The organism is Methylomonas fluvii, from assembly GCF_014850975.1.
GTDB classification, from domain to species: domain Bacteria; phylum Pseudomonadota; class Gammaproteobacteria; order Methylococcales; family Methylomonadaceae; genus Methylomonas; species Methylomonas fluvii.
The window spans coordinates 1,304,879-1,327,930 of sequence record NZ_JACXST010000002.1 but is presented as its reverse complement, the minus strand read 5'-3'; the positions used below and the strand labels follow the sequence as shown (position 1 = coordinate 1,327,930).

The following is a 23,052-nucleotide window of genomic DNA, read 5'->3' as shown; positions in this document are numbered from 1 at the left end:
TTTATTGGTTTTGAGCAACCAATGCGTCGCCTTTGGCTTGTTTCAATTGCGCCAGAAATGGCTGGGTTTGTGCTTTGAATTTTGCCAGTAAAGCGTTATCCATAGGCATGGAGCGCGGTATTTTGGCGGTAACCGGGTTGACATGCGCGCCACCGATGCGGAATTCATAATGCAAATGCGGGCCGGTAGCTAAGCCGGTTTTGCCGACATAACCGATCACGTCGCCTTGCTTGATAGCGCTACCGAGTTTTTGACCGGATTTGAAACCGGACAGGTGGGCGTACAAGGTTGAGTATTTTTGGCCGTGTTCGATTTCCACTACATTGCCGTAGCCGTTTTTCACGCCGCGGAAGACGATTTTGCCGTCGCCGGTGGTTTTAACCGGTGTGCCGATGGCCGCGGAATAATCGACGCCTTTGTGAGCGCGGATGGTGTTCAGGATGGGATGCTTGCGGTGCAAATCAAAATGCGAGCTGATTTTGGCAAAATCCATCGGCGTTTGCAGGAAGGCTTTGCGCAGGCCGTTGCCTTCCGGGGTGTAATAGCCGGTGTTGCCTTGGTTGTCTTCAAACCGCACGGCGGTATAAGTTTTGCCTTGGTTGACGAATTCAACCGACAGGATTTCGCCTGTGTCGAATTCTTTGCCGTCCACAAACAGCTTTTCATAGACGACGGTAAATTGGTCGCCGTCTCTTAAGTTCAGTGCAAAGTCGATGTCCCAGGCAAAGATGTCAGCCAGTTTCAGGATTAGTTTTTCCGGCAGGCCTGCTTCCTTGCCGTCTTCGAACAGTGAGGAATCGATAGAGCCTTTGGAGCTGGCAATTTGGTAATCGACTTTTTTGCTTAACAATGCCACATCGAATTCGTCGTCATGCCGGGTGGCAATCAATGTTTCGAAAGGGTTTTTGCTGTAGGTAAGCTGTTCCAGTTCGCCTGACGCATTCAGGGTGGCAACAACATCCTGACCAGGTTCGACATCGGCAAACTGCTTGCCCGTGGCGTTGGCATGGATGATTTTATGCAAATCTTCTCGGCTAAGATTTAAGTCGGAGAAAATGCTGGAAAGGTTTTCGCCGGATTTAACGGTATGTTCCAGTTCTTCGGTAATATCGAGATGTTGTACTTCGGGTGGGGCAACGTATTTAGTGTATTGGTTGATCTTGGACGAGATCAGTCTGTCTTGCTCCAAGGTCTTTGCGTCTTCAAAACCTTTATGCGGTATCAATCCGTAACTTGCGCTGGCGGCAACAACGGTGCAGGTGCCTAAAAGCACCGACTTGAGTATTCTGTTCTTCACAGTAATCACACTTCATTGTTTGTCGAGCGTTTCATTGTAGGGAATTTTGGTGCATAAGGCCAACAAAAGGCCATTTTTTATCCTTCCGTACAATTGCATCACTTATAATGCGCGCCCAAAACTTAAGGCTATTTGGAGAATAAATTGTTGCAAGAAACCTTGGCTCAGTTGCGTTACGGCGCTGAAGAAATTTTGCTTGAATCTGACTTGGTCAAAAAGTTGGAGGAAAATCGGCCGCTAACAATCAAGGCCGGATTTGACCCGACAGCGCCCGATTTGCATCTGGGGCACACGGTGCTCATTAATAAGCTGAAGCAATTTCAGGATGCGGGGCATAACGTGCAATTTTTGATAGGCGATTTTACCGCGATGATCGGCGATCCGACTGGCAAAAACGTCACACGTAAGCCGTTGAGTCGTGAAGAAGTGGCGGAAAACGCGAAAACCTATCAGGCGCAGGTGTTTAAGATTCTTGATCCCGATAAAACCGAAGTGAAGTTCAATTCGGCATGGATGGGGGCGATGACCAGTGCCGAGTTAATCCAGTTGGCGGCAAGAAATACCGTGGCGAGAATGCTGGAGCGTGATGATTTCAGTAAGCGGTATAAGGGTGGGCAGCCGATTGCAATTCACGAATTCTTATACCCCTTAATTCAGGGATATGACTCAGTGGTCATGAAAGCAGATGTTGAGCTGGGTGGCACCGATCAGAAGTTTAATTTATTGATGGGCAGGCAATTGCAGGAAGGTTATGGGCAAAAACCTCAGGTGGTGTTGACTATGCCGATTTTGGAAGGGCTTGATGGCGTGCAGAAAATGTCCAAGTCACTTAATAACTACATAGGCATTGCGGACGCGCCCGACGATATGTTTGGCAAGGTCATGTCGATTTCCGACGAGCTCATGTGGCGTTATTTTAAGTTATTGAGCTTTAAGCCAATGACTGAAATAGAAGGTTGGCGGGCTGCGTGCGAGGGTGGCGAAAACCCAAGAAATTACAAAGTTGCGCTTGCACAGGAGATTGTTGGCAGATTTCATGGGCTGCAGGCTGCAAAAACGGCTCTGGAAAGTTTTGAGGCCCGGTTTCAGCGAGGGGCTTTGCCGGATGTTATCGAAGAGGTTCAAATAAAAGTCGATGAACAGGGTATGCCAATTGCTAATGTTTTGAAAAATGCTGGGTTAGTGGAAAGTACTTCTGAAGCACTACGTTTGATCAAACAAGGTGCAGTAAAGATTGATGGTGAAAAACTGGAGGATCCGAAAGCTTCAATTTCGGCGCCTGGCACGCATGTTTATCAAGTAGGGAAAAGAAAATTTGCGCGAATAGAAATAATTTCTTGACGCGAGGCTGGCGAGTGATTAGAATGAGCGGCTCTTCACTGCTCTGACTTTTAAATTTTAGCGGTGAAGTGGTCGGCTTGGTTTGGCGGGTTTGTTTTTTGGGTTTCGGTTTTTGAAATGACTTAAAAATAAATTTGACAAACATTGAAAACGCTGTAGAATATGTCGGCTCAACAGGGCGAAATGCTCTAGCTCTTTAACAAACGAAATCGAAATAATTTGTGTGGGTATGTGTAGCGACTATGTGCTGTTTAAAAATAGTCGACACAGAAACCACGTCAATTCGCAAGAAAAGATGTTCTGTAGTCGAGCCAAGATTGGTTACTAATCTTATTTAGTAACAAGTTAAAATTAAACTGAAGAGTTTGATCATGGCTCAGATTGAACGCTGGCGGTATGCTTAACACATGCAAGTCGAACGGTAGCAGGCCTTCGGGCGCTGACGAGTGGCGGACGGGTGAGTAATGCATAGGAATCTGCCTATTAGTGGGGGACAACGTGGGGAAACTCACGCTAATACCGCATACGCCCTACGGGGGAAAGCTGGGGACCTTCGGGCCTGGCGCTAATAGATGAGCCTATGTTGGATTAGCTAGTTGGTAGGGTAAAGGCCTACCAAGGCGACGATCCATAGCTGGTCTGAGAGGATGATCAGCCACACTGGGACTGAGACACGGCCCAGACTCCTACGGGAGGCAGCAGTGGGGAATATTGGACAATGGGCGAAAGCCTGATCCAGCAATACCGCGTGTGTGAAGAAGGCCTGAGGGTTGTAAAGCACTTTCAATAGGAAGGAATACCTGCCGGTTAATACCCGGTAGACTGACATTACCTATACAAGAAGCACCGGCTAACTCCGTGCCAGCAGCCGCGGTAATACGGAGGGTGCAAGCGTTAATCGGAATTACTGGGCGTAAAGCGTGCGTAGGCGGTTGTTTAAGTCAGATGTGAAAGCCCTGGGCTTAACCTGGGAACTGCATTTGATACTGGGCAACTAGAGTTTAGTAGAGGGGAGTGGAATTTCAGGTGTAGCGGTGAAATGCGTAGAGATCTGAAGGAACACCAGTGGCGAAGGCGGCTCCCTGGACTAAAACTGACGCTGAGGTACGAAAGCGTGGGTAGCAAACAGGATTAGATACCCTGGTAGTCCACGCCGTAAACGATGTCAACTAACTGTTGGGTTCTTAAAGAACTTAGTAGTGGAGCTAACGTATTAAGTTGACCGCCTGGGGAGTACGGCCGCAAGGCTAAAACTCAAATGAATTGACGGGGGCCCGCACAAGCGGTGGAGCATGTGGTTTAATTCGATGCAACGCGAAGAACCTTACCTACCCTTGACATCCAGAGAATCTGTTAGAGATAGCGGAGTGCCTTCGGGAACTCTGAGACAGGTGCTGCATGGCTGTCGTCAGCTCGTGTTGTGAAATGTTGGGTTAAGTCCCGTAACGAGCGCAACCCTTATCCTTAGTTGCCAGCGGGTCATGCCGGGAACTCTAGGGAGACTGCCGGTGATAAACCGGAGGAAGGTGGGGACGACGTCAAGTCATCATGGCCCTTATGGGTAGGGCTACACACGTGCTACAATGGCCGGTACAGAGGGCTGCGAACTCGCGAGAGTAAGCGAATCCCAAAAAGCCGGTCCCAGTCCGGATCGCAGTCTGCAACTCGACTGCGTGAAGTCGGAATCGCTAGTAATCGCGGATCAGAATGCCGCGGTGAATACGTTCCCGGGCCTTGTACACACCGCCCGTCACACCATGGGAGTGGGTTGCAAAAGAAGTAGGTAGTTTAACCTTCGGGAGGGCGCTTACCACTTTGTGATTCATGACTGGGGTGAAGTCGTAACAAGGTAGCCCTAGGGGAACCTGGGGCTGGATCACCTCCTTACAAAGACGGCACACCGTTGCACGTACTCACAACAAATTATTTCGATTGAAAGACGCACCTGGGTCTGTAGCTCAGTTGGTTAGAGCGCACCCCTGATAAGGGTGAGGTCGGAGGTTCAACTCCTCCCAGACCCACCAACGCATAAAAGGCGAAAGCAATAAGGCGGAAAACGATCAAGCAACACTCCTGCTTAGATAGATAGGGTTGCGAATAGTTGGGTTTCTGCTTGAGTCTTGGTCTTTAGTCTGTTTTAGGGGCCATAGCTCAGCTGGGAGAGCGCCTGCCTTGCACGCAGGAGGTCGGGAGTTCGATCCTCCCTGGCTCCACCATCACGCTGAATGCTGAGGGTCAACCAGTTCGTCGCCAATAGATAGTCGATGTTAGAACATCAACGCTATGAGGTTTTATCTTCGTTAATAGATAAAGACTTTATAGCATTGGTATTCGTACCGATAGCTCTTTAACAATATGGAAATCTGTAACTATAGTAACGATCAGCAATGATCAAAACTAAAACGAGTTGCGGTTTGGATGAAGTCTGGCTCGAATGAGGCAGGTGGAATACAAGCAGCATGTCGTTCTCAAGCAGAAAAAATCAGCGAAAATGTCAGCTGACAGTATAACCAAAATACAGACGTATTCGGGTTATATGGTCAAGTGAATAAGCGCATACGGTGAATGCCTAGGCAGTAAGAGGCGATGAAGGACGTTGTAGCATGCGAAAAGCTTTGGGGAGCCTGCAAACCGGCTGTGATCCAGAGATGTCCGAATGGGGAAACCCGGCGTGCATAAGCACGTCATCTTTGAGTGAATACATAGCTCACTGAAGCGAACCCGGAGAACTGAAACATCTAAGTACCCGGAGGAAAAGAAATCAACCGAGATTCCCTAAGTAGTGGCGAGCGAACGGGGACTAGCCCTTAAGCTAGGATAAGGTTAGTGGAACGGTCTGGAAAGTCCGGCGATACAGGGTGATAGCCCCGTACACGAAAACCTTTTTCTAGTGAAATCGAGTAGGTCGGAGCACGTGAAACTTTGACTGAATATGGGGGGACCATCCTCCAAGGCTAAATACTCCTTACTGACCGATAGTGAACTAGTACCGTGAGGGAAAGGCGAAAAGAACCGCGGAGAGCGGAGTGAAATAGAACCTGAAACCGTATGCGTACAAGCAGTGGGAGCCCCTTCGTGGGGTGACTGCGTACCTTTTGTATAATGGGTCAGCGACTTACATTTTGTGGCAAGCTTAACCGAATAGGGGAGGCGTAGCGAAAGCGAGTCTTAATAGGGCGTTTAGTCGCAAGGTGTAGACCCGAAACCGGGCGATCTATCCATGACCAGGCTGAAGGTTGGGTAATACTAACTGGAGGGCCGAACCCACGTCTGTTGAAAAATACGGGGATGAGTTGTGGATCGGAGTGAAAGGCTAATCAAGCTCGGAGATAGCTGGTTCTCCTCGAAAGCTATTTAGGTAGCGCCTCGTGTATCACTGCTGGGGGTAGAGCACTGTTTCGGCTAGGGGGTCATCCCGACTTACCAACCCGATGCAAACTCCGAATACCAGCAAGTGCAAGCACGGGAGACACACGGCGGGTGATAAGGTCCGTCGTGAAAAGGGAAACAGCCCAGACCGTCAGCTAAGGTCCCCAAATCTATGCTCAGTGGGAAACGATGTGGAAAGGCACAGACAGCCAGGAGGTTGGCTTAGAAGCAGCCATCCTTTAAAGAAAGCGTAATAGCTCACTGGTCGAGTCGGTCTGCGCGGAAGATTTACCGGGGCTAAGCATAGTACCGAAGCTACGGATTTACGCGTTAAGCGTGAGTGGTAGAGGAGCGTTCCGTACGCCTGCGAAGGTTCATTGAGAAGTGGGCTGGAGGTATCGGAAGTGCGAATGCTGACATAAGTAACGATAAAGGGGGTGAAAAACCCCCTCGCCGAAAACCCAAGGTTTCCTGCGCAACGTTAATCGACGCAGGGTTAGTCGGCACCTAAGGCGAGGCTGAAAAGCGTAGTCGATGGAAAACAGGTTAATATTCCTGTACCAGTAGTAACTGCGATGGGGTGACGGAGAAGGCTATATCAGCTGTCGGTTGGAAGTGGCAGTTTAAGCAGGTAGGCATGCATCTTAGGCAAATCCGGGGTGCTCTATGCTGAGACGTGATGACGAGCGGTTCGAAAGAACAGCGAAGTGATAGATGCCCTGCTTCCAGGAAAAACCTCTAAGCTTCAGGTTACTAGTGGCCGTACCCCAAACCGACACAGGTGGGTGGGATGAAAATTCTAAGGCGCTTGAGAGAACCCAGGTGAAGGAACTAGGCAAAATGATACCGTAACTTCGGGAGAAGGTATGCCCTCATTACGTGAAGGTCCTCGCGACTGGAGCGGAAGGGGGTTGCAAAAAATCGGTGGCTGCGACTGTTTAGCAAAAACATAGCACTCTGCAAACACGAAAGTGGACGTATAGGGTGTGACGCCTGCCCGGTGCTGGAAGGTTAATTGATGGGGTTATCTTCGGAGAAGCTCTTGATCGAAGCCCCAGTAAACGGCGGCCGTAACTATAACGGTCCTAAGGTAGCGAAATTCCTTGTCGGGTAAGTTCCGACCTGCACGAATGGCGTAACGATGGCCACACTGTCTCCACCTGGGACTCAGTGAAATTGAAATCGCTGTGAAGATGCAGTGTACCCGCGGCTAGACGGAAAGACCCCGTGCACCTTTACTATAGCTTGACACTGGACTTTGAACCTACTTGTGTAGGATAGGTGGGAGGCTTTGAAGCGGGAACGCCAGTTCTCGTGGAGCCAACCTTGAAATACCACCCTGGTATGTTTGGAGTTCTAACCTCGACCCGTTATCCGGGTTAGGGACAGTGTCTGGTGGGTAGTTTGACTGGGGCGGTCTCCTCCTAAAGAGTAACGGAGGAGCACGAAGGTACCCTCAGCCTGGTCGGAAATCAGGCAATGAGTGCAAAGGCATAAGGGTGCTTGACTGCGAGACGGACAAGTCGAGCAGGTACGAAAGTAGGTCTTAGTGATCCGGTGGTTCTGTATGGAAGGGCCATCGCTCAACGGATAAAAGGTACGCCGGGGATAACAGGCTGATACCGCCCAAGAGTTCATATCGACGGCGGTGTTTGGCACCTCGATGTCGGCTCATCACATCCTGGGGCTGAAGCAGGTCCCAAGGGTATGGCTGTTCGCCATTTAAAGTGGTACGCGAGCTGGGTTCAGAACGTCGTGAGACAGTTCGGTCCCTATCTGCCGTGGGCGTTTGAGATTTGAGGGAAGCTGCTCCTAGTACGAGAGGACCGGAGTGGACGAACCTCTGGTGTTCCGGTTGTCATGCCAATGGCATTGCCGGGTAGCCACGTTCGGACAGGATAACCGCTGAAAGCATCTAAGCGGGAAGCCCCTCCCAAGATGAGATCTCACTGGGACTTTAAGTCCCCTGAAGGGCCGTCGGAGACTACGACGTTGATAGGCACGGTGTGGAAGCGCAGTAATGTGTGAAGCTAACGTGTACTAATTGCCCGTGAGGCTTGACCATATAACACCCAATGCGTTTGGGTGTCACTGACACGCTGATAAACGTAAGAAAACGACACACTCGATACAGATTTCCATGAAAAACAGGACCGGAAACAACCTAAGTTAATTGCGAACGCATGACCCAAAGGTATTTTCCTAAAAGCCAAAGGCTTATAACCTGTTTATGACGGCTGACTAAAACCAGCCAAACCAGTTTGCTTGGTGAACATAGCAAGCGTGAACCACCCGATCCCATCCCGAACTCGGAAGTGAAACCGCTTAGCGCCGATGATAGTGTGGCAGGTTGCCATGTGAAAGTAGGTCATCGCCAAGCTCTTAATACGAAAGCCCCGCTAGCAATAGCCGGGCTTTTTTTTTGACCCTCAATCACCCATACTGCAACACCCTTCTCTTTTGCGGGCAGGGTAGTCAAGACTTCCGAAGCTCAATAGCAAGGCAGTTTTTTATAATCGTGTCAGAAGTGTTTTTAAAGATGCTAAATCGAAGGGGCCGATTTTGTGCATAATGATCGCGCCTTGCCTATCTATTAAAAACATGGTTGGGGTCAACTGCACATCACCAAAAGCGTGTACAAGACTACTGTCTATATCAAGAGCCACTGGATAGGGAAGCTGTCTTTCTTTGGCTAACGCTTGCACGCGGCTAGGCGGGTCGTATGGCATTGCCACCGCAATGATTTGGGTGCCTTGCTGATGCAATGCGATCAAATTCGGAATTTCCTCTATACAGCTAGGGCAGTCGGTTGCCCAAAACGTTATCAATACGGGTTTACCTTTTAGTTCGGCGATTGCCAGCCGTTCGCCTGTCAATGTTGTAAAAACGGCGTTGGGGGCAAAGCTTTTAGTGTAAGTCAGCCACCAGGCGATTGCGCCAAGTAAACAGATCACCGATAGGACGCCAAGCGCCGCTTTTATTTTCATAAGCATAGATCCGGTATTTTGTCGGGAACGCGCATTACGGCGATTATAGCAAAGCTGCTAGAATGCCGGCCTTATCCAATAATCCAGTCACGGCGATGAAAAAGATACTAATTTCAGACAAGCTTGCGGAAGACGGCATTAATTTCTTGAATGCCCAGGAAGGCATACAGATACATATTCAAACCGGCTTGAGTGAAGACGAGTTATGCGAAATTATTCCGGAGTTCGATGCTTTATTGATCCGCAGCGACACACAGGTCACGGCTAAGGTTTTAAAAGCGGCGACTCGTCTGAAAGTAGTCGGGCGCGCCGGTATCGGGGTTGACAATGTCGACTTAAATGCAGCGACTGAGCAAGGGGTTATCGTAATGAATACGCCTGATGCCAATGCCACGACGACGGCGGAACTCGCTATTGCGCATATGTTTTCCCTGAGTCGCAATCTACCGTTTGCCAATCAATCGGTCAGAGACGGCAAATGGGAGCGCTCTAAGTTGATGGGCGCCGAAATTGCTCATAAAACACTAGCTGTGCTGGGTTTCGGCACGATAGGTCGAATAGTCGCGCAACGCGGCAACGGTTTGGGTATGCGTGTGATCGCTTATGACCCGTTTGTAGCACCGGATGTTTTTGCCAAGCATGGCGCGGAAATGGTCGATTTGGAGGCCCTGGTTAAGCAAGCTGACTATTTGACCCTGCATTGTCCTTTACTGGAAAAAACTAAAAATATTATTGGCCGTGATCAATTGGCCATGATGAAAAAATCTGCAAGGTTGATCAATTGTGCCCGTGGTGGTTTGGTTGACGAATCTGGATTATACGACGCATTGAAAGAAGGTCGGATTGCCGGTGCGGCGCTGGATGTTTATGAGCAAGAACCTCCCAAGGATTCGCCGCTGCTAACATTGGACAATGTGGTATTTACGCCCCATTTGGGTGCTTCGACCAAAGAAGCGCAAGTGGCGGTGAGTGTCGAAATTGCCCGTCAGGCGGTTAAATATTTGCAAACCGGTGAAGCTGTTAATGCTTTGAATCTCCCTAGGTTGTCGGCAGAAGAGCTATCCAAGGCTCAACCATTTATGAACCTTGCTAATATTCTCGGTAAGGTTTTAGTCGGATTGATCGATCAACCGATTCAAAAATTGGAAGTTGCGGTTTATGGAAAGGCTGCTGAGGTAAAAATTCGGCCGATTTCCGCAGAAGCGATGGTTGGTTTGTTGGGCGGGCAGCTTTCCACGCCGGTTAACCGCGTCAATGTCGAGAACATTGCCAAGCGCCAAGGTATAACGCTAATTGAGTCGCAGACCGAGGAATCGGAGGGCTATCAATCCCTAATCAAAATCACCGGACATTGCGCGGATAAATCGGTGTCCTTGGCGGGTACTTTGTTGGGTAATCAACATCCGCGCTTAGTCAGCATCAATCATTTCGAAATCGAAGTGGTGCCCGAAGGCGCGCTATTAATCACTCGCCACGATGATAAGCCGGGCGTGATCGCCGCGATTAGCTCTATTTTGGGCGTCGCCAATATCAATATCACCCGCATGCAGGTCAGCATTGCTGACGAGCATCAATTGGCGATGATGGTCATCAGTGTGTCAGATCCACTAAGTGAGCAAGTGCTGAAATCGGTCTGCGAAGTGCCGGCGGTACATACGGCGAGGCAAATTGCTTTATGAGTTATGACGTTATTTGTTTCGATTGCGATAGTACGCTAAGTCGGGTCGAGGGTATCGATGAATTGGCTAGGCGTAAGGGTTTATTCGAACAGGTTGCGGCGTTAACCGATGCGGCCATGAACGGCGAATTGGCCCTTGAGGATGTCTACGCGAATCGGCTGGATTTGATCAAACCTGACCAAGCCGCGATAGACTGGTTGGCCGATCTGTATATTGCCGAAATGGTAGATGGTGTTAGAGACACAATTAAAATCCTGCAAGCCAATAATAAGCTGATCCACATCATCAGCGGCGGCTTGCGACAGGCGATACTGCCTTTGGCGGAACAACTGGGGATACCCGAAGCACATGTGCACGCGGTCGATGTGTTGTTTGATGAAGACGGTAATTATCGGGATTTTGCCCGACATTCTCCCTTGGCAGTCAGCGGCGGCAAAGCGCGGATTTGCCGGCGACTGAGAATGCATCATTCGTCTTTAGTAATGATAGGCGACGGCAAGACCGATTTGGAAGCGAAATTGGCAGGCGCCTATATGATCGGTTTCGGTGGTGTCGTTCGCAGGCCGTTGGTGGAAGCGCAAGCGGATAGCTACGTCTCCGATGCTTCGTTAGCGGCAATATTGCCACTAGTGCTATAAGCAAGGGTCGATAAGCCGGCGGGACGATGGTAAAATTTCCAAATTTTTAGAAGATTCAGAGAGATAGAATGGCAGGGCATAGTAAATGGGCTAACATCAAGCATCGTAAAGGCGCGCAGGACGCAAAACGCGGCAAGATTTTTACCAAAATGATTCGCGAGATTACCGTGGCCGCAAAAGGATCGGGTGGTGGTGATCCCGCCAATAATCCGAGTTTGCGTACCGCTATCGATAAAGCGCTTGGTGCTAACATGAAGCGCGATACCATCGACAACACCATCAAGAAGGCCATCGGCGCGGTTGATGGCGTGGTTTACGAAGAAGTGCGTTACGAAGGTTATGGTCCTGGCGGCACGGCGGTGATGGTGAATTGCTTGACCGATAATCGCAATCGTACCGTCGCCGACGTCAGGCACGCGTTCTCCAAGGCTGGCGGCAACTTGGGCACCGACGGTTCGGTGGCTTATATGTTTCGCAAGGTTGGCATTATCAGCTACGCCAATGGCGTCGATGAAGACGCAGTGATGGAAGCCGCGATGGAGGCCGGCGCCGAGGATGTGGTCACCAACGACGATGGTTCTATCGACGTGTTTACCAGCCCTGAAGACTATATGACCGTCAAGGAAGCTATGCTTGCTGCCGGCTTCGAGCCGGAAAACGCCGAAGTGACGATGCACGCCGACGTCAAGACTGAGTTGGATAGCGAATCCGCTGAAAAAATGCTGAAGCTGATCGACCGCTTGGAAGACCTGGACGATGTGCAGGACGTTTACTCCAATGCAGACATCAGCGATGACATCATGACTGCGCTCGATGCCTAATCACACCGCAAAATTAATCGTATCAATAGACTATTGACCAGAATTTTAGGAATAGATCCAGGCTCGCGTATCACCGGATATGGTGTGGTGGAGTCGACATCGCGCGGTATTCGCTACGTAGCCAGTGGCTGCATTCGTATCAAATCCGACGAATTTCCCGAGCGCTTGAAGCAGATTTTCGATGGCGTTAGTCAGGTGATTGAGTTGTACCGTCCCGAGCAAATGGCCATCGAGCAAGTGTTTATGCACAAGAATGCCGATTCGGCCCTGAAGCTGGGGCAGGCGCGCGGCGCAGCAATTTGCGCCACCTTAAATCGAGATCTGCCGGTGTTCGAATATGCGGCTAGGCAAGTTAAACAGGCCTTGGTAGGCAAAGGCAGTGCCGATAAACTGCAAGTTCAGCATATGGTGAAAATTTTGTTGAGCATTCAAGGCGACATGCAGATCGATGCTAGCGATGCGTTGGCGATTGGCCTGTGTCATAGCCACTATCAGGAGACCGCGATGCGTTTGCAGAAGGCGATTTCATGATCGGTTTTTTATGCGGTAAATTGATTTACAAAGCTCCTCCGCAACTGTTGTTGGATGTCCACGGTGTCGGCTACGAAATTGAAGCGCCGATGAATACCTTTTACGACCTGCCTGCATTGGGTGAAGTAGTTAAGCTGCATACGCATCTCGTGGTTCGCGAGGATGCACATATCCTGTTCGGTTTTGCCACGGAAAGCGAACGCATGCTGTTCAGAACCCTGATCAAAGTCAATGGCGTCGGCCCCAAGCTGGCCTTGACTGTTCTGTCCGGGCAAAGCACCGAAGAATTCTATCGTTGCGTTCATGATAACGATGTAAAAGGTTTAGTGCGCTTGCCGGGCGTCGGCCAAAAAACAGCTGAACGCTTGATTATCGAAATGCGCGGTCGTTTGCCGGAACTAAACAAACTATCGGCAGCTAGTGATCGACCAAGTTCGCTTCCCGGTTCGGTAGCCAGTCCCAAGCAAGAAGCGATTAGCGCCTTGTGTGCCTTAGGTTATAAACCAACGGACGCGGCGCGGATGGTGCAGGCTGTTGCTACGGAAGATAAAAGCTGTGAGGACATTATTCGGCTGGCGCTGCGCGGTGCGGTTAAATGATCGAAAGCGACAGATTGGTTACTGCGCACGGTAATAATGAAGAAGAGCGAGTGGATAGAGCTATTCGCCCCAAGCGCTTGAAAGACTATGTCGGGCAAAAAGAACTCCGCGAACAAATGGAAATCTTTATCCAGGCGGCGGTTACGCGCTCTGAAGCGTTGGATCATGTATTGATCTTCGGTCCGCCCGGTTTGGGGAAAACCACGCTGGCCAACATCGTGGCTGCGGAAATGAATGTCAACATCCGTCAAACCTCGGGGCCGGTGCTGGATAAAGCCGGCGATTTGGCGGCTTTGCTGACCAATCTGCAAGCGCATGATGTGTTATTCATTGATGAAATCCATAGACTCAGCCCGGCGGTGGAAGAGGTGCTGTATCCGGCTATGGAAGACTACCAAATTGATATTATAATAGGCGAAGGTCCGGCAGCCCGCTCGATTAAGCTGGATTTGCCGCCATTTACGCTGATAGGCGCGACGACCCGAGCCGGTTTGTTGACATCGCCTTTACGCGACCGTTTCGGTATCGTCCAACGCCTTGAGTTTTACACCGTCGAGGAACTGGCCAGTATCGTCAGCCGCTCTGCGAAGCTGTTGAATATTGGCATGGATAGTGGCGGTGCCGACGAGATCGCTTGCCGTTCGCGAGGCACTCCGCGCATCGCCAACCGATTATTACGTAGGGTGCGCGATTTTGCCGAAGTCAAAGGCAATGGCACGGTGACTCGCGAGATTGCCAAACAAGCCTTGGATATGCTGAAAATCGATCAGCAAGGCTTTGATATGCTGGACCGGAAATTATTGACAGCCATGATAGAACATTTTCAAGGTGGTCCGGTTGGACTGGATACGCTAGCTGCGGTAATCAGTGAGGAACGTGGCACGGTTGAAGACGTGTTGGAACCTTACTTATTGCAACAAGGTTTTATCATGCGTACCCCCAGAGGGAGAGTGGTCACGCATAAGGCATACAGCCATTTTGGCCTGCCAGCGCCCAGGCAGCAAATCGGCAGCGATGACATCTTTGACATTTAATAATTCGTTAAGAGACGAATGAAAGAATTTAACTGGCCGGTACGCGTTTATTACGAAGATACCGATGCGGGTGGCGTAGTGTTTTACGCGAATTATTTGAAGTTTTTTGAACGGGCCAGAACCGAAATGCTGCGTAGTGTGGGTTTTGAGCAGGATAATCTTCTAGCCGAACAAAATCTGATTTTTGTAGTCCGTTCGGTGAAAGTCGACTATTTAAAACCCGCCCGCTTCAACGAACTGTTGGACGTTAGCGCAAAAGTTATTGAGTACAAAAAAACTAATTTTACCTTTGAGCAAGCGATCACCCGGCAACAAGATATTTTATGCACCGGTGAAATCCGGATTGCCTGCCTTGATGCGCAAAGCATGAAGCCCAAACTTATTCCCTCTGCTATTTTGGAACATTTAAACTAATGAATACCGATTTATCCATCCTGACGCTGGTCAAAGAAGCCAGTATCGTCGTGCAGTTTGTTATGTTCATTCTGTTGTCGGCATCGGTTGCGTCCTGGACCTTCATCTTTTCCAAACGTAAAGAATTGAAGCAGGCCATTGCCATCACCGACGATTTCGAAGAAGAGTTTTGGTCTGGCGTCGGTTTGGCCGAGTTGTATAAAAAAATGTCCAGCGATCGATTCGAGCCGGAAGGTATTGAGAAAATCTTTCTGGCCGGCTACCGCGAGTTCGCGCGGATGCGCCAGAAGGGCGATGTCGAACCTTCTGTCCAGGTTGAAAGTGCGCAAAGGGCGATGCGCATTGAGTTATCCCGCGAGTTGGATAGGCTAGACGAGACTTTGCCGTTCTTGGCGACAGTCGGTTCGACCAGTCCTTACATAGGCCTGTTTGGCACAGTCTGGGGCATCATGAATTCATTCCGCGCTTTGGGGGAAATTAAAAACGCCACCTTGGCGAATGTCGCGCCGGGTATTTCGGAAGCGTTAATAGCTACCGCGATCGGTTTGTTCGCGGCGATTCCAGCGGTAATTGCCTATAACCGTTTCTCTACCCGTTTGGATCGTTTGGCCGGTCGTTACGAGTTATTCGTCGACGAGTTCGTGGTATTACTGCAAAGACAGGCGCACAGCAAATGAATGTAGGCGGCAGCAATCGCAGATCGCGAAAAAAACGCGGGGTAATGGCCGAAATCAACGTCGTTCCTTATATTGACGTGACTTTTGTGCTGTTGATGATATTCATGATTACCGCGCCGCTGGTGCAAACCGGTGTCGATGTCGAGTTGCCGCAAGCCGAGGCCGAGTCGGTAGATCTACAAGACCAAGTGCCGGTGATCGTGTCGATCAAGAAGGACGGCAGCTTATATGTTGATATTGGCAACGGCGACGAAGAAGCCGATACGCCTGTCGATGTCGATACGGTTAAAACCAGAGTCGCGGCGGTATTCAGAAATAATCCCAAAGCCCAGCTCTACGTGCGTGGCGACCATGAAGTGGATTACGGCAGCATCGTCAAAGTGATGGTGGAACTGAAGAAAACCGGCGCCCCAAAAGTGGGCTTGATGACCGCGCCGCCGCCAGACAGCAAATAAACACCACCATGAAAAGTTTTAAACCTTCGCTCGCGCAGGCGATAGCGCTGCATATTCTGATTGTGTTGTTGTTCAGTTTCAGTTTTCTCACTGAGACTGAGGACGCGCAAATGTCGCCGCCCGCGGACATTATTGAAGCGACTGTATTGGACGGCGCGGAAATCGATGCGGAAGCCGAGCGCTTAAAGCAGAACGAAACAAACAAGCAACAAGCCGAGAAACAGCATCAAGAGCAACTGGAAAACGCCAGAAAAGCCGAAGAGCAGTTGTTGCAGCAAGCTAAAAAACAACGTGTGCTGGAAGAACAAAAAATTCAGGAAGCCGCCGAAAAGCGCAAGCAGGAAGCATTAGAAGAAAAGAAGATGCAGGAACAACTCGCTGCGAAGCGTAAGGAAGAGGAAAAAAAGTTAGAGGAGGCCAAGGAACGGCAAGCTCTCGAACAGAAAAAAGCCAAGGAAGCCGCGGAAAAGCAGAAACAGGCCGAACTGGACAAACAAAAGGAAGCAGCGGAAAAGCAGAAGCAAGCCGAACTGGACAAACAGAAGGAGTTGGCGGAAAAACAAAGGGAAGTAGAGAAACAGAAATTGCTGGAAAAGCAAAAACAACAGGAAATGGAGCGCGAAGCCAAGTTGAAGGAACAAAAACTGGCGGAAGCGGCGCGAGAGAAACAGCAGCAGGAAGCGGAAATCAAAAAGCTGGAGCAGGAAAAAAAGTTACAGGAACAAAAAGCCCTGGAACAGCAAAAGAAACTGCAGGAGCAAAAGAACGAAGAAGCCAAGCGTCAGGAACAAGCAAAGCAAGCGGAAGCCAAGGCAAAGGCGGAAAAGGAAAGGCAATTAGCTGACGAAAAAGCCAAGGCCGAGAAGGAGAAACAGGCTGCGCTTAATGCTGAAAAAGCCAAGCAAGCCGCTGAAGCCGAGGCCAGAGCCAAAGCGGAAAAAGATAAACAGCTCGCCGCCGAAAAAGCGGAGAAAGAACGCCAAGCCAAAATAGCCACGGAAAAAGCCGAAAAGGAACGCATGGCTGCCGAAGCGGAAGCCAAGGCTAAGGCTGAGAAAGAACGTCAGGCCAAGCTGGCAGCGGAAAAGGCAGAGAAGGCCGAGAAAGAAAGGCTCGCGACGGAAGCGGCGGCAAAAGCTAAAGCAGAACAAGAGCGCCAAGCTGCGATAGCGGCGGCTGAAAAAGCGGAAAAAGAGCGGCAGGTTGCGGAAGCTGCCGCGGCGGCTGCGGCAAAAGCAGCCTCGGATAAGCAGGCTGTCGATTCTGCCAAGCAGATGATTGCGCGCAAAGTAGAAGGCGCCTGGACGCGGCCGATCAACGCAACGCAAGGCTTGAGATGCACAATTCAGGTAAAATTGTTGGCTAGTGGTGATGTGATGGACGCTGTGGTAATTGGTAGTAGCGGTGATCCGATTTTTGACCGTTCGGCGGAGAATGCAGTGAGAAAAGCCTCGCCTTTGCCGGTACCGCAAGATAGAAAATTATTTGATCAGGAATTTAGAGTTTTTACCTTCGTGTTTAAACCGGAATAATCAGTAAAACGGAAACGAGAGAATGATGTTAATCACAAGAATGTTAGTCGGCGGCATTTTGGCTGGGATGTTTACAGTGGCGCAGGCGGTCGGTTTAACCATAGAAATTACCAAAGGTTCGCAAACTGCGGTCCCTATCGCCATCGTGCCGTTTGCTCAACAAGGCTCTATCGGCAATGTTAAATTGTCCGATGTGATCAGTTCTGATTTGGGCGGCAGCGGGTTTTTCAAAACCTTGTCCGAAGACGATATGCTGACCAAACCTAGCGAACCCGAGCGGGTTAATTTCAAGGATTGGCAGGTACTGGGCCAAGACTATATGGCGATAGGCCAAGTGGTTGGTAATGGCGGCAGTTACAACATCCAGTTTCATTTGTTCAATGTGCATAACGGCCAGTTGTTGATGGGTTACCGTCTGACTGCCGGCGCCAACGAATTGCGTCGCGCTGCGCACCACATCAGTGATCTGATTTACGAAAAACTGACCGGACGTAAGGGTGCGTTCAATACCCGGATTGCCTATGTCACCAGCGTGCGCCGCGGCAATGGCAAGCAGTTCATGCTGCAAGTGGCCGATGCCGATGGTTATAACCCCCGGACCATCGCCGAATCCCCGGAACCTATCATGGCGCCGGCTTGGTCACCTGACGGTAGTAAAATTGCTTACGTGTCGTTCCATACCAAGCGTTCGGAAATTTGGGTGCAAACGCTGGCCACCGGGCAACGCGAAAGCGTTTCCTCGTATCCCGGCATCAACGGCGCGCCGGCTTTTTCGCCGGACGGCAGCCGTCTGGCGATTACCTTGTCTAAAGATGGCAGTCCAGATGTCTATGTTTTGAATTTAGGCAGCCGGGCATTGACGCGCCTGACCAGCGGTTTGTCCATTGACACCGAGCCAACATGGTCTCCGGATGGCAGCTCTATCTTGTTTACGTCTGATCAAGGTGGCAAACCCCAGCTTTACCTGATGCCAGCCTCCGGTGGCAAGGCCAGTCGGGTGACATTTCAGGGCGACTATAACGCCAGAGGCCGTTTTTCCGCTGATGGCAGAAGCCTGGCGATGGTCACCAGCAGTGGCGGCGGTTATAAGATTGCAGTGATGGATATGGCTTCGCGCACCGTGAATGTGTTGACCGAAGGCAATCTTGACGAGTCACCTAGTTTTGCGCCCAATGGCAGCATGGTTTTATTTGCCGCTAATCGCGGCGGCCGGTCGGCCTTATCGGTGGTGTCCACCGATGGCGCGATGCAACAGAAATTGGCATTCGAGAGTGGCGAGGTCCGTGAACCGGCCTGGGCACCTTGATTGCAAGCGCGATAGCCCTCACACTATCGCTACCTGAGTTTTACTTAATATTTGGAGAAAATTGATGAGATTTAACAAAACCTATTTGGCTTTGGCCATGACTGCGATTTTGGTAACAACAGGCTGTAGCTCAACCGAAGAAGAAGGCTTGGCAGATTCTACCCAAGGTACGGATGCGTCTACCAGCGGTTACAATGATGGTTCTATGTCCGGCAGCCAATTTGGTTCAGGCAATGGCAGCAGCTTTGGCTCCGGTTCCGGCGCGAACCTGGGTCCTGAGTTCAGCGACCCTAACAATCCATTGTCTAAACAAGTGATTTATTTTGAATTGGATAGCAGCCAAGTCAAACAAGACTACGTCCCTGTTGTCGCGGCGCATGCTCGTTATTTGGCTTCGCACCCAAACCAGCATGTGATTCTATCCGGCCATGCTGACGAACGTGGTTCCAGTGAATACAACATCGCACTGGGCGAACAGCGGGCAAAGTCCGTGGAAAGAATGATGCGTTCGCAAGGCGTTACCGCCGGCCAATTGGAAGTGGTTAGCTACGGCGAGGAAAAGCCTGCTGTTTCCGGGCATGACGAATCCGCGTGGGGCCAAAATCGTCGTGTGGAAGTTGGCTATCAATGAGTAAGCGTGCGCTTCTGATACTGACTCTCGGCTTTGGTTTATCTGCCGAAGCTGGTGCTGCCCCTAACGGTGCGGGTTACCCGGCTGGGAATGCTTATGCACAGCCGGCCGCCACTGACAATGCTATTTTTGAGGTATTGGGCAGATTGGAGCAGTTACAGTCGGAAGTGCAACAATTGCGCGGCATGGTCGAGGAGCAATCCCAGACCATCGCCGACTTACAAAGAAAGCAAAGCAATATGTACTCCGATCTGGATGATCGGATGCAGGCGCTTACCGCAGGCGGGCAAACGCCGGCGGTTCAGCCATCTCCTGCAACCGTACCGGCGGACGCTGCTACGACTGGACAAGCGTCGGTTACAGCTGCTCAGCCCGCTACGCCAGCGGCCCCGGCTGCACCAATTCCGGCGCCAGTTGCAACTGCGACTCCTGCTCCGGCTGCTTCGCCCGTAGTGGACAATAAGCCGACCGCGACCGCGACACAAGGCAATGAAAAGGAAAGGTATCAATCGGCTTACGACACTTTACGCAATGGCCACAATGCCCAAGCCATAAAAATGTTTCAGGAGTTGCTGAAGGATTTTCCGGCCGGCGAGTTTGCCGACAATTCTCAGTATTGGTTGGCGGAAGCGTATAAGATCAACCGCGAATTCGATGCGGCGCGCGGCGCATTCAATAAGGTGGTTAGTCAATATCCCAATAGCTCGAAAGTCCCTGATGCCTTACTGAAACTGGGTTATATCGAATTCGATTTGCAAAACATCGCAAAAGCTCGCGATTATCTGACGCGGGTGACGACCAGCTATCCAGGCACCACTGCCGCGCATTTGGCGGAAAAAAAGCTGGCGCAAATGCCGCAATAAGTTGGCGTTGGGATGGAACAAACGCTACGTATTACCGAAATTTTTTATTCCCTACAGGGTGAGGCGAATACGGTGGGATTGCCCACCGTCTTTATTCGCTTGACCGGCTGTCCATTGCGCTGTTCCTATTGCGATACCGCCTATGCGTTTACTGGTGGCGAAAAACTCAGCATCGACGATATTTTCGAGCAAGTTGGGCGTTACAACACCCGCTATGTGACGGTAACCGGCGGCGAACCTTTAGCACAACCTGGCTGCAATCCTTTAATGGTTAGACTGCTCGATGCCGGTTACAAGGTTTCGCTGGAAACCAGCGGTGCTTTGGATGTGTCGATGGTTGACAGTCGGGTCAGTAAAGTCATGGATCTAAAAACACCGAGTTCCGGAGAGCTTGAGCGAAATCGATATGACAATATCCAGTATTTAACGTCCCACGATCAAGTCAAATTCGTGATTGCCGACGCCGCCGATTACCAATGGGCCAAGCAACAACTTGAGCGGTATCGCTTAGTGGAACATTGCCAAGTACTATTCTCGCCGGTGATGGATGTGATGTCGCCGACCGAACTAGCCGAGCGCATTTTGGCCGACCAACTGCAGGTTCGGTTTCAAATTCAATTACATAAATTTCTTTGGAACGACGCGCGTGGAAAATAGCAGCAGTTCCAGGCCGGCAATTATTTTATTGTCCGGTGGCCTGGATTCTATAACGGTCTTGGCACTTGCCAAGCAACAAGGGTTTACTTGCTACGCCCTGAGTTTCGATTACGGCCAGCGCCATAATGCCGAATTGGAAGCGTCGAGGAGGATTGCCAAGCACTATCAGGTTGCCGATCATAAAATTATCAACCTCGGCTTGAGCGCAATCGGCGGTTCCGCGTTGACAGACGCCCGGATCGATGTGCCGACTACGCCGCAAGCCGGCATTCCCGTGACTTATGTGCCGGCCAGAAATACTATATTTCTGGCATTTGCCTTGGGTTGGGCGGAAGTGGTGAACGCTCACGACGTATTCATCGGCGTTAACGCCGTCGATTATTCCGGTTACCCAGACTGCCGGCCGGAATTTATCAAAGCTTTTCAGGATATGGCCAACCTGGGCACCAAAGCGGGAGTGGAAGGCCATAAAATTCAAATTCACACACCGCTGATAGCACTCAGCAAAGCCGAGATTATCCAAAAAGGTTTAGAACTGGGCGTCAATTACGCGGATACGGTTTCCTGTTATTCCGCTGATATTAAAGGTAGAGCCTGCGGCGTGTGCGATGCCTGCAGATTGCGGGCGGCCGGTTTTCAAAATCTGGGTGTGGCTGATCCAACTCATTATCGACCTAAATAACCGGGGTTGACGCGCATTTATTAGAAACTCAAATAGCACGGGTATTTATTTGTCGGCTAAGCTATAAATAAATTTATCGTCGATCTGAGGGTCTTTCAGTATGCAAGTCAATCAAACCAAGTCCCAATTTGTCGCTGTGGCTTCCATAGCCGCCGAATTGAGTGCGGTGATGGAAGTGGCCAAGGAAATTTCTCTCGCCGCAGCCAATGCCAAAGCGATTGCTTTCAGGGCCGGAGAAAAGGCCAAGGGCTTCCAGCCCATCACCGACTTCATAAACGAATTGGCCAAGGATACGATCGAATTGGTCAATAACATCAACGAATATGCTTTCCACCTTTATCGCCTGACAGTCAATGAACAACGGATGACCGAAGCATGCAGGCGCTTCGAGAAAGTGGGGCAGTTGGCTGTCGGCGCTAGATATGCCGATTCTTTGGCCACCCCGTTGCAGGAAGTCAGGCTAAGAACGCAGATTTGTCATCGAGAGTTTATTATCCAGGTTTCGGAATTATTGATTAAGTTGGCTGATGTGATGCATCCGGCCAGAGCGGCCCGGGTGATTGCTGCCAACTCTCGCATCGAGGCTTCGCAAGCGGGAGAGTATCTGCAAAGTCTACAAGCGGTTGCCGAAAGCGTCGATAACGCCGCGCAAATAATCAACGATAAAGTACATAAATGCCGGAGTGCATTGACGATTATAAACGTCGCCGAATAGCGCACCCACCAAACCCAGTATGGCCAAGAGGTACAGTTAGTATGAGAATGACCAAAATTTATGAGGGCGCCTATCAATGGATAATGTTTGGCCGCGACGTACATAAGCCCGAGAAAATTATCGATACCAACCAATACATGGTGAGGACGGCTAATCGCTGCTTATTAATCGATCCCGGCGGCATAGAGCTGTTTGCGCCAATGCTGGCGGCGGTTTTACACCATGCGCCAGTCGAGGAAATTACTGATTTGTTCGCATCGCATCAAGATCCCGACATCATTTCGTCTTTGGGTTTATGGGATCAAGCGCTGCCTAACGCCAAACTGCATGCCGCAACGTTATGGGAAGGTTTTTTAAGGCATTTCGGCTGCGAAACTATCGAATATGTGCCGATTCCTGATCATGGCGGGGTCATCAATCTCGGTACTACCGAGTTGCAGATCGTGCCCGCGCACTACCTGCACGCCTCTGCCAATTTCCATATTTACGATCCACACGCCAAAATCCTGATGTCCGGCGATGTCGGTGCAGCCTTGGAAGCGCCGGGTACGCCGGTATTTGTGGACAACTTCGATATGCACGTCGAGAAAATGCGTTTCTTTCATCAGCGCTGGATGCCTTCTAATCAAGCTAAGCGGGCCTGGATTGATCGGGTCAGGAAGTTGGATATCGACATACTGGCGCCGCAACATGGTCGGATGTTTAAAGGCGATGATGTGAAGCGTTTTCTGGATTGGTTCGAGGCCCTGCAAGTGGGGATTGCCGTATAAAACAAGCATTTGCCGAAAATTGGGTTTATAATCCGGCCATTACGAGCCCCCGTC

At 50.4% G+C, this 23,052-nt stretch carries 20 protein-coding genes, 2 tRNA genes and 3 rRNA genes; 23 read left to right on the top strand and 2 right to left on the bottom strand.

Translation table 11 applies throughout. The features are described from left to right. Position 1: 1 nt before the first annotated feature. Complete coding sequence (locus EBB_RS15520) at positions 2-1,297, bottom strand: peptidoglycan DD-metalloendopeptidase family protein (protein WP_229427584.1); 1,296 nt, start codon at positions 1,295-1,297, stop codon at positions 2-4. A gap of 147 nt (positions 1,298-1,444) precedes the next feature. On the opposite strand from EBB_RS15520, the gene tyrS reads away from it, so the two are divergent. From tyrS to rrf, 6 genes are all read left to right on the top strand, one after another. Beyond that, a complete protein-coding gene (tyrS, locus tag EBB_RS15515; protein ID WP_371741588.1) occupies positions 1,445-2,638 on the top strand; it encodes a tyrosine--tRNA ligase in 1,194 nt (397 codons plus the stop codon). Positions 2,639-2,991: 353 nt separating this feature from the next. Continuing rightward, positions 2,992-4,525: ribosomal RNA gene (locus EBB_RS15510) — 16S ribosomal RNA — on the top strand. Between the two features lie 60 nt (positions 4,526-4,585). Next, positions 4,586-4,662: transfer RNA gene (locus tag EBB_RS15505), tRNA-Ile, on the top strand. Positions 4,663-4,778: 116 nt separating this feature from the next. Then, positions 4,779-4,854, top strand: a tRNA-Ala gene (locus EBB_RS15500). Positions 4,855-5,176: 322 nt separating this feature from the next. Then, positions 5,177-8,072 (top strand): 23S ribosomal RNA (locus EBB_RS15495). 199 nt (positions 8,073-8,271) lie between these two features. After that, positions 8,272-8,387 (top strand): 5S ribosomal RNA (gene rrf, locus EBB_RS15490). The 16S, 23S and 5S rRNA genes sit together here with 2 tRNA genes alongside, the layout of an rRNA operon. Positions 8,388-8,517: 130 nt before the next feature. Here the strand turns inward: rrf and EBB_RS15485 are convergent. Further along, positions 8,518-8,994 (bottom strand): TlpA family protein disulfide reductase, encoded by a 477-nt coding sequence (locus EBB_RS15485; RefSeq protein WP_225587464.1) that lies wholly within the window; start codon positions 8,992-8,994, stop codon positions 8,518-8,520. Positions 8,995-9,089: 95 nt separating this feature from the next. Here EBB_RS15485 and serA point away from each other — a divergent pair, with 95 nt between their 5' ends. The 17 genes from serA to EBB_RS15400 all read left to right on the top strand — a co-directional run bounded on the left by serA (position 9,090) and on the right by EBB_RS15400 (position 22,998). After that, on the top strand, positions 9,090-10,673 hold the full coding sequence (serA, locus tag EBB_RS15480) for a phosphoglycerate dehydrogenase (RefSeq protein ID WP_192394660.1): 1,584 nt from the start codon (positions 9,090-9,092) through the stop codon (positions 10,671-10,673). Beyond that, positions 10,670-11,311: an HAD-IB family phosphatase gene (locus EBB_RS15475; protein ID WP_192394659.1), complete on the top strand. Its 642-nt coding sequence runs from the start codon at positions 10,670-10,672 to the stop codon at positions 11,309-11,311. Before serA ends, EBB_RS15475 begins: the two co-directional genes overlap by 4 nt. A 68-nt stretch (positions 11,312-11,379) precedes the next feature. Further along, positions 11,380-12,132: a YebC/PmpR family DNA-binding transcriptional regulator gene (locus EBB_RS15470; RefSeq protein ID WP_192394658.1), complete on the top strand. Its 753-nt coding sequence runs from the start codon at positions 11,380-11,382 to the stop codon at positions 12,130-12,132. 33 nt (positions 12,133-12,165) lie between these two features. After that, positions 12,166-12,663: a crossover junction endodeoxyribonuclease RuvC gene (gene ruvC, locus EBB_RS15465; RefSeq protein ID WP_192394657.1), complete on the top strand. Its 498-nt coding sequence runs from the start codon at positions 12,166-12,168 to the stop codon at positions 12,661-12,663. After that, positions 12,660-13,262 (top strand): Holliday junction branch migration protein RuvA, encoded by a 603-nt coding sequence (gene ruvA / locus EBB_RS15460; protein ID WP_192394656.1) that lies wholly within the window; start codon positions 12,660-12,662, stop codon positions 13,260-13,262. The genes ruvC and ruvA overlap by 4 nt, the downstream gene beginning before the upstream one ends. Then, positions 13,262-14,296 (top strand): Holliday junction branch migration DNA helicase RuvB, encoded by a 1,035-nt coding sequence (ruvB, locus tag EBB_RS15455; protein WP_223146856.1) that lies wholly within the window; start codon positions 13,262-13,264, stop codon positions 14,294-14,296. The genes ruvA and ruvB overlap by 1 nt, the downstream gene beginning before the upstream one ends. Positions 14,297-14,314: 18 nt before the next feature. After that, complete coding sequence (gene ybgC / locus EBB_RS15450; protein ID WP_192394654.1) at positions 14,315-14,710, top strand: tol-pal system-associated acyl-CoA thioesterase; 396 nt, start codon at positions 14,315-14,317, stop codon at positions 14,708-14,710. Beyond that, complete coding sequence (gene tolQ, locus EBB_RS15445) at positions 14,710-15,387, top strand: protein TolQ (protein WP_020483188.1); 678 nt, start codon at positions 14,710-14,712, stop codon at positions 15,385-15,387. The genes ybgC and tolQ overlap by 1 nt, the downstream gene beginning before the upstream one ends. A 44-nt stretch (positions 15,388-15,431) precedes the next feature. Further along, positions 15,432-15,842 carry a protein TolR gene (tolR, locus tag EBB_RS15440; protein ID WP_225587463.1) on the top strand — a complete coding sequence of 137 codons (411 nt, stop codon included), beginning with the start codon at positions 15,432-15,434 and terminating at the stop codon, positions 15,840-15,842. An 8-nt stretch (positions 15,843-15,850) separates the two neighbouring features. Further along, positions 15,851-17,374 carry a cell envelope integrity protein TolA gene (gene tolA, locus EBB_RS15435; RefSeq protein WP_192394653.1) on the top strand — a complete coding sequence of 508 codons (1,524 nt, stop codon included), beginning with the start codon at positions 15,851-15,853 and terminating at the stop codon, positions 17,372-17,374. Positions 17,375-17,414: 40 nt separating this feature from the next. Then, on the top strand, positions 17,415-18,680 hold the full coding sequence (gene tolB, locus EBB_RS15430; RefSeq protein ID WP_225587550.1) for a Tol-Pal system beta propeller repeat protein TolB: 1,266 nt from the start codon (positions 17,415-17,417) through the stop codon (positions 18,678-18,680). Between the two features lie 64 nt (positions 18,681-18,744). Next, the gene (gene pal, locus EBB_RS15425; protein ID WP_192394651.1) at positions 18,745-19,311 is read left to right on the top strand and encodes a peptidoglycan-associated lipoprotein Pal; all 567 of its coding nucleotides are present in this window, start codon (positions 18,745-18,747) and stop codon (positions 19,309-19,311) included. Next, a complete protein-coding gene (gene ybgF, locus EBB_RS15420) occupies positions 19,308-20,174 on the top strand; it encodes a tol-pal system protein YbgF (RefSeq protein WP_192394650.1) in 867 nt (288 codons plus the stop codon). Before pal ends, ybgF begins: the two co-directional genes overlap by 4 nt. A 12-nt stretch (positions 20,175-20,186) precedes the next feature. Then, the gene (gene queE, locus EBB_RS15415; protein ID WP_192394649.1) at positions 20,187-20,831 is read left to right on the top strand and encodes a 7-carboxy-7-deazaguanine synthase QueE; all 645 of its coding nucleotides are present in this window, start codon (positions 20,187-20,189) and stop codon (positions 20,829-20,831) included. Beyond that, a complete protein-coding gene (gene queC / locus EBB_RS15410) occupies positions 20,821-21,513 on the top strand; it encodes a 7-cyano-7-deazaguanine synthase QueC (protein WP_192394648.1) in 693 nt (230 codons plus the stop codon). The genes queE and queC overlap by 11 nt, the downstream gene beginning before the upstream one ends. Positions 21,514-21,613: 100 nt before the next feature. Further along, a complete protein-coding gene (locus EBB_RS15405) occupies positions 21,614-22,228 on the top strand; it encodes a hypothetical protein (protein ID WP_033158338.1) in 615 nt (204 codons plus the stop codon). Between the two features lie 41 nt (positions 22,229-22,269). Further along, positions 22,270-22,998: an oxygen-binding di-iron domain-containing protein gene (locus EBB_RS15400; RefSeq protein WP_192394647.1), complete on the top strand. Its 729-nt coding sequence runs from the start codon at positions 22,270-22,272 to the stop codon at positions 22,996-22,998. The last annotated feature ends 54 nt before the right edge of the window (positions 22,999-23,052 follow it).